Here is a 6,321-nt window from a genome sequence, read left to right as displayed (position 1 = left end):
ACGCCATCCCCGCAACTACCTGGCCTTCCTCGGACTCGCCGCCGCACTCTGCTGCTACAAACGACTCCTCCGACTCACCACATAGGACACGGCCTAAAGACGATCCTGCCGGTGGAAGCCGCGCTCGGATACTCCGTCGCCCAGCACCTCTCCCTCGAAGCCGGGCCGCTCCTGGCCGTGGAAGGCAGCAGCGACTTCATCTTCCTCATGCGCACGTCCGACTACCTGATCAGCCAGGGCCGCACCGTCCTCGATCCCCGCCTGGCCATCATCCCGGTCGGCGGCATCGGCAACATGCCGGCCTTCGTCGCCGTTATGGAACGGCGCCTGGCCATCCGCGCGCTGATCGACGGGGCAGCAGAAACCACCAGGGTGACCGCTAAGGTCCTCAGCGCCGCGCAGGCCGCCAACGTCGACGCTGAGGGTGTGTCCCGTCGCAAGTGATCTGGACCCAGGGCCCAGCTGGGACCAGCGGCGACCAGATCGGATAAGACGTTCGGCTGTCGGAAATCTCAGGTGACCTGGCCCCGGAGGGGTAGATGGCGGCCGTCGTCTCAGTTGACCTGGTCTGGCAACGGTGAGGCTGGTGACCTACGCGCTGCGGAAACGTAGCGGGACAGCACTCCACCCCGGTACGGGCTCTGAGGAGTCCGTACCGGGGCGGGAAGGTGCTCGGTCTATCGCCGAGCGCGCGTAACATCCGCGGCGTAATCGGGGTCTGCCAAGCCAATAGTGCGGCTTGCCGTCTGAGTACCGGTCGACGACGCGGGGCCCCCTGTGTATTCCGCCACAGCGTTGCCCGACGCATCCACAACCGTGAGCCCCGTCGGAATGACCGTCCCGCCGCTGACGACGAGCTGGGGCACGCCGTCTACGTAACGCAGGCTGAGCAAGCCTGCGTCCTCGGGCTTGACCTCGGTGGCCGGGATGAGTCCCAGGTCGGTTACCTCCGAGGCACCTTGCTCCTCCGAGGAGCCCGCCGACTCGATCTGCGCAGGGGCAGTTCGATAGTCGTAGGCCGGGTAGCTGTTGTAGTGGTATTGCTGGGAATAGCCGCCTGATTCGTCAGACATGTGCGCTCCGTCTCCGCTTCTGATCGGCCGCTGCCGACCCGCACGGATCCTCCCATGACTGACCGTCAGTGCATCGTCACTCTTGATGTTCAGCACCGGCGATCCGTCATACCCAGGAATCCGGCGTCACGTTTGCCACTTCGAGAAGTTCCTGGCGACATCCGGTCCGGCTTGCGACCTGCGGACTTGAGGGTGCCTGGCCGACCTACATGACGTCGTCCCGGAGACTCGCCATGTTCACCGAGAACGGATGAAGCGGCCCCCGACGGACCGGGTTGTTGGAGACCTTGAGTGAATCGGACCAGATCACCTGAGACGAGGACCAGATCGCTGGAGACGGGACAGTGTGAGATGGAGCTCGCGCATCGTGCTCCCACTGTCCTCTGCCATGTGATCTTGACCGTTTGCCAAGTGATCTTGACCGGTGCGGGGGAACGCATAAGAGCACAGTGTTCCTCCGTGCTTGACGACGGTAGGGCCAGGACTGTTATCGCAGGATCCGGGCCCGACTCCGTCGCAGCCGATGCTCGGGATGTGGTCGCGGAGGCCGGCCCGGGCGCCCGGCGCCCCGACACGCCATCGGACAAGAGAGCGTAATGATCATTTCTCTCTCCCCGTACCCCGGGCCCGATCTGCGATGTGCTGGCTTCATGTCAGTGAGTTGGTGGCAGTGACGGTTGATCAGGTACTACGTGTTCTTGCAGGTCTGTGGCTAATGGCGATGGCTGGCCACTGACACCAGGTGGTGCCTTGTGTCCAAGCGACCGATGGAGCGGCACATCCGCAGGTGGCTCTCTGTCATGAAGGCGGTGCATCGCACTTCTACCAACCCCTGCTCCAGCAGCCCTCCGAGCAGCGCCTTGCGGGCCTCGGATGACTTCGCCGGTGCATCCGCAGAAGAAGGATGTGATCCGGTCAGCCCACTCAGGTCGGGTTGAGTATGCGTGCTCATGTCCGGCGAATCCTCGCGCGGGGAGTATCGGTGCAGGGCCGCAGCACAGTGGCGCCGACCCGATTCAGTGCTGAGTTACGGAGAATCCATGTCTCGACGTTTTGCTCTGTCTGTTGTTGCCGGTGTTGTTCTTCTCGGTGGTGCCGGTGCCTTTGCTTTCGCGCAGGCCGCGGAGCAGGCTCCGGCGCTGACGCACAGTACTGCCCGCTACACCGCTCCCGAGGGGGACCGGGACGGCTCGCTGGCCTTCGTCACGGATGTCACGGCGTCCTCCGGTGTCAAGAGCGTGAAGGTGCTGGCCTGGCCGCAGAACTCGTCCTTCGCTCAGAAGGGGCTGACTGCCAAGGACATGGCCGCAGTGGAGTCGGCCGATTGCAGGCCCTCCGGGCAGGACACGGTGCGCTGCACCTACACCGCCGAGGTCACCGGGGCCGACGCCGAGTCGTCCCCGCGCGGTGCCTGGCACGTCGCCGTCCTGGCCACCGCGCAGGACGGCACCACGACCCTGGACACCGAGGCGGCCGGGTTCACCGTCCGGTGACCCGGACATGCACGTGGTCGGAGGTAAACCGATGACGCGCGCCCGGTCCGAGGAATAGTCAAGACCTGTGGATCAAGTCAGTCGCGATGGTGTCGCTGACGCAGCCGGCGACCAGCGTCAGCGCGGACACGTCGAGTTCTTCCGGCCTCGGCGAGCGAGATACGGGAAGCACACGGCTACGGACCGGCGCCAGCTCCCCGCTGACGGCACCGCCCGTGCCTGTGGTCACAAGAGGGAGAAGTCGATGAAGTCGATGTCTCCGAGGTGTGATGTGCTGGCTTCATGTCAGTGAGCTGGTGGCAGTGACGGTTGATCAGGTACTACGTGTTCTTGCAGGTCTGTGGCTAATGGCGATGGCTGGCCACTGACACCAGGTGGTGCCTTGTGCCCAGGCGACCGACGTGGAGCGGTACATCCGCAGGTGGCTCACTGTCATGAAGGCGGTTCATCGCACGATCTCCTCGATCAGACCCTCGACGAGGGTCTTGATCTCGTCGCGGATGGGCCGGACGGCCTCGACGCCCTGGCCTGCCGGGTCCTCCAGCTTCCAGTCCAGGTAGCGCTTGCCGGGGAAGACGGGGCAGGTGTCACCGCAGCCCATCGTGATGCACACGTCGGACTCGCGGACGGCGTCGATCGTGAGGATCTTCGGGGTCTCGGCGGAGATGTCGATGCCGACCTCGGCCATGGCCTCGACCGCGGCCGGGTTCACGGCGTCGCCGGGGGCCGATCCCGCCGAGCGGACCTCGACGTGGTCCCCGGCCAGGTGGATCAGCCAGGCCGCGGCCATCTGGGAACGGCCGGCGTTGTGGACACAGACGAACAGCACAGAAGGCTTGCCGGAGGACTCGGCCATATTGATCGTTCTCTCTCGTCGCAGGGCGGCACGGCCGCCAATGACTTCAGCCCCCGCTGGTATCAGTAGGCAATGATGTGAGAGTATCAGTACATGCTGACTTCAGTCGATCCTGATCTGATCCGGGTGCTGGGCGATCCGCTCCGCCTGAAGATCGTGACCCTGCTGGCCCGCGAGACGCTCTGCACGACGCACCTGGTCGAGGAGACCGGAGCCAAGCAGACCAACCTCTCCAACCACCTCAAGGTGCTGCGCGAGGCCGGCGTGGTGGAGACCGAGCCGTGCGGCCGCTTCACCTACTACAAGCTGCGTCCCGAGGTCCTGGCCGGCCTCTCCGAGCAGTTCGCCGAACTCGCCGCCTCCGCCCGCACCGCCGCCGAGAACAAGAGGGCCTGCCCGTGACCACCGAGCGCACCACCGCCCCGGCGACCGGGGACGACGACTCGGTCGTCAGGAAACTCTCCACCCTCGACCGCTACCTCGCGGTGTGGATCCTGCTCGCCATGGCCGTCGGCCTCGGCCTGGGGCGCCTGATCCCCGGGATGAACGACGCGCTCGCGAAGATCGAGATCGGCGGGATCTCCCTGCCGATCGCGCTCGGCCTGCTCGTCATGATGTACCCGGTCCTCGCCAAGGTCCGCTACGACAAGCTGGATACCGTCACCGGCGACAAGAGGCTGATGGTGTCCTCGCTGGTCATCAACTGGATCGTCGGCCCGGCGGTCATGTTCGCGCTCGCGTGGATCTTCCTGCCCGACCTGCCCGAGTACCGCACCGGCCTGATCATCGTCGGCCTCGCCCGCTGCATCGCCATGGTCATCATCTGGAACGACCTCGCCTGCGGCGACCGCGAAGCCGCCGCCGTCCTCGTCGCCCTCAACTCCGTGTTCCAGGTCATCGCGTTCGGCCTGCTGGGCTGGCTCTACCTCGACCTGCTGCCCCAGTGGCTGAACCTCGGCGACGGACAGGGCCTGGACGTGTCCGTCTGGCACATCGCCCTCAACGTCATCATCTTCCTCGGCATCCCGCTGCTGGCCGGCTTCCTCACCCGCCGCATCGGCGAGCAGAAGATGGGCCGCGAGAAGTACGAGGCGAAGTTCCTGCCGAGGATCGGTCCGTGGGCGCTGTACGGGCTGCTCTTCACGATCGTCGTCCTGTTCGCCCTGCAGGGGAAGACGATCACCTCGCAGCCCCTGGACGTGGTCCGGATCGCACTGCCGCTGCTGGTCTACTTCGCGATCATGTTCTTCGGCACCTTCCTGCTCGGCAAGGGTCTGGGGATGGCGTACGACCGCACCGCGACGCTGGCGTTCACGGCGGCGGGCAACAACTTCGAACTCGCCATCGCCGTCGCCATCGCGACCTTCGGCGTCACCTCCGGCCAGGCCCTCTCCGGCGTCGTCGGCCCGCTCATCGAGGTACCTGTCCTGATCGGACTCGTGTACGTCGCGCTGGCCTGGCGCAAGAAGTTCAGCCCCGCAGCACTCACCACCCAGGGAAAGGACATCTGATGCACTGCCTCGACTGCCGCACCACGGGAACGAACAGCACCACCGTCGGCGTCTGCCAGGGCTGCGGAGCCGGGGTCTGCGCGGCGCATGCCCGCATCGCGACCCGGAGCGTGCGTCGGGGCAGTCTGATCGGCACCCCCGGCGAGGCCGAGGCGCGGACGGTGCTGTGCCCGGTGTGTGCCGCAGCCGAGGCACCGGCCGCACCGGCGCTGACCCCGTGACCGGCGTGGCGGACGTGGTGGTGATCGGCGGCGGGCAGGCAGGGCTCACCGTCGGCTACTACCTGCGCCGCAACAAGCTGGACTTCGTCATCCTCGATGCCCAGGAAGAGCCGGGCGGGGCCTGGCAGCACACCTGGGACTCCCTGCACCTGTTCTCCCCGGCCGCGTTCTCCTCCCTGCCCGGCCGCCTCATGCCCGCCCAGCCCGGCCAGGAGTACCCGGACGCCGGGCACGTGGTGCAGTACCTGACCGACTACGAAAACCGCTACGGCCTGCCCGTCCGCCGCCCGGTCCGTGTCCAGGCGGTGCGCCGGGACCGGGACCGGCTGCGGGTGGAGACGGACACCGACGCCTGGTCGGCGCGGGCGGTCGTCTCCGCGACCGGCACCTGGCGGCGCCCCTTCCTCCCTCCCGGCCGTCCCCGGCCAGGAGGTCTTCGCTGGCCGTCAACTCCACACCACCAGCTACGGCAGCCCATCCGACTTCGCCGGACAGCGGGTCGTCGTGGCCGGCGGCGGGAACTCCGGCGCACAGATCGCCGCCGACCTCGCCACCCACGACGGCATCGGCCTGACCTGGGTCACCCAGCGCCCGCCCCACTTCCTCGCCGACGACATCGACGGCCGCGCCCTCTTCGACGCCGCAACAGCCCGCCGCCGCGCCCTGTCCGAGGGCCGCACCGACACCGGAGGCGTCGCCTCGCTCGGCGACATCGTCGCCGTCCCACCAGTCCGCGCGGCGCGCGACGCCGGACTGCTGAAGGCCCAGCCCATGTTCGAGCGCCTCGTGGCCGACGGCATCCGCTGGGGCGACGGCACGTCCGCACCCGCGGACACGGTGATCTGGTGCACCGGCTTCCGCCCCGCCCTCTCCCACCTCGCCCCGCTGGGCCTGCGCGGGACTCGCGGCCACATCGCCACCGACGGCACCCGCGCCGTCGGGGAACCACGGCTGCACCTGCTCGGCTACGGCGACTGGACAGGGCCGGCCTCCGCCACCCTCATCGGCGTCGGGCGCCCCGCACGCGACGCCGTCCGGCAGATCGCCGAGCTGCTGGCCTGAGTGCCGGAGGCATGCGGGCGGCGGCCCAGCATGTTGATGTGGTGCCGCGGATGGTTCTCAGCCCCCGAATCCTGATCCCGGCTCACGCGGCCGCCGCAGTACGCA

The 6,321-nt window shown here is 67.6% G+C and carries 7 protein-coding genes and 1 pseudogene; 6 read left to right on the top strand and 2 right to left on the bottom strand.

Annotated elements, in window-relative coordinates; all coding sequences use genetic code 11:
* The first annotated feature begins 111 nt into the window (after positions 1 to 111).
* Complete coding sequence (locus tag ACFVT1_RS39790; protein ID WP_389805370.1) at positions 112 to 444, top strand: hypothetical protein; 333 nt, start codon at positions 112 to 114, stop codon at positions 442 to 444.
* Between the two features lie 233 nt (positions 445 to 677).
* Here ACFVT1_RS39790 and ACFVT1_RS39785 read toward each other — a convergent pair whose 3' ends face one another.
* Positions 678 to 1,073: a hypothetical protein gene (locus ACFVT1_RS39785; RefSeq protein ID WP_389805367.1), complete on the bottom strand. Its 396-nt coding sequence runs from the start codon at positions 1,071 to 1,073 to the stop codon at positions 678 to 680.
* Positions 1,074 to 2,113: 1,040 nt separating this feature from the next.
* Between ACFVT1_RS39785 and ACFVT1_RS39780 the strand changes: the two genes are divergently transcribed.
* Positions 2,114 to 2,566: a DUF5707 domain-containing protein gene (locus ACFVT1_RS39780; RefSeq protein ID WP_376423609.1), complete on the top strand. Its 453-nt coding sequence runs from the start codon at positions 2,114 to 2,116 to the stop codon at positions 2,564 to 2,566.
* Positions 2,567 to 3,011: 445 nt separating this feature from the next.
* Here the strand turns inward: ACFVT1_RS39780 and ACFVT1_RS39775 are convergent, their stop codons facing one another.
* A complete protein-coding gene (locus tag ACFVT1_RS39775; RefSeq protein WP_389805364.1) occupies positions 3,012 to 3,422 on the bottom strand; it encodes an arsenate reductase ArsC in 411 nt (136 codons plus the stop codon).
* 93 nt (positions 3,423 to 3,515) lie between these two features.
* Here ACFVT1_RS39775 and ACFVT1_RS39770 point away from each other — a divergent pair, with 93 nt between their 5' ends.
* The 4 genes and pseudogenes from ACFVT1_RS39770 (at position 3,516) to ACFVT1_RS39755 (ending at position 6,216) form a co-directional block, all read left to right on the top strand.
* Positions 3,516 to 3,824 (top strand): ArsR/SmtB family transcription factor, encoded by a 309-nt coding sequence (locus tag ACFVT1_RS39770; RefSeq protein WP_389805361.1) that lies wholly within the window; start codon positions 3,516 to 3,518, stop codon positions 3,822 to 3,824.
* Complete coding sequence (gene arsB, locus ACFVT1_RS39765; RefSeq protein ID WP_389805358.1) at positions 3,821 to 4,933, top strand: ACR3 family arsenite efflux transporter; 1,113 nt, start codon at positions 3,821 to 3,823, stop codon at positions 4,931 to 4,933. The genes ACFVT1_RS39770 and arsB overlap by 4 nt, the downstream gene beginning before the upstream one ends.
* The gene (locus ACFVT1_RS39760; protein WP_389805356.1) at positions 4,933 to 5,154 is read left to right on the top strand and encodes a DUF2180 family protein; all 222 of its coding nucleotides are present in this window, start codon (positions 4,933 to 4,935) and stop codon (positions 5,152 to 5,154) included. The genes arsB and ACFVT1_RS39760 overlap by 1 nt, the downstream gene beginning before the upstream one ends.
* Positions 5,151 to 6,216, top strand: a pseudogene (locus ACFVT1_RS39755) (ArsO family NAD(P)H-dependent flavin-containing monooxygenase). Before ACFVT1_RS39760 ends, ACFVT1_RS39755 begins: the two are co-directional and overlap by 4 nt.
* Positions 6,217 to 6,321 lie beyond the last annotated feature (105 nt).

This window comes from Streptomyces sp. NPDC057963 (assembly GCF_042887155.1).
Classification (GTDB): domain Bacteria; phylum Actinomycetota; class Actinomycetes; order Streptomycetales; family Streptomycetaceae; genus Streptomyces.
Note: the sequence above shows the minus strand (reverse complement) of the source record. Positions and strands in the feature narration are given on the sequence as shown.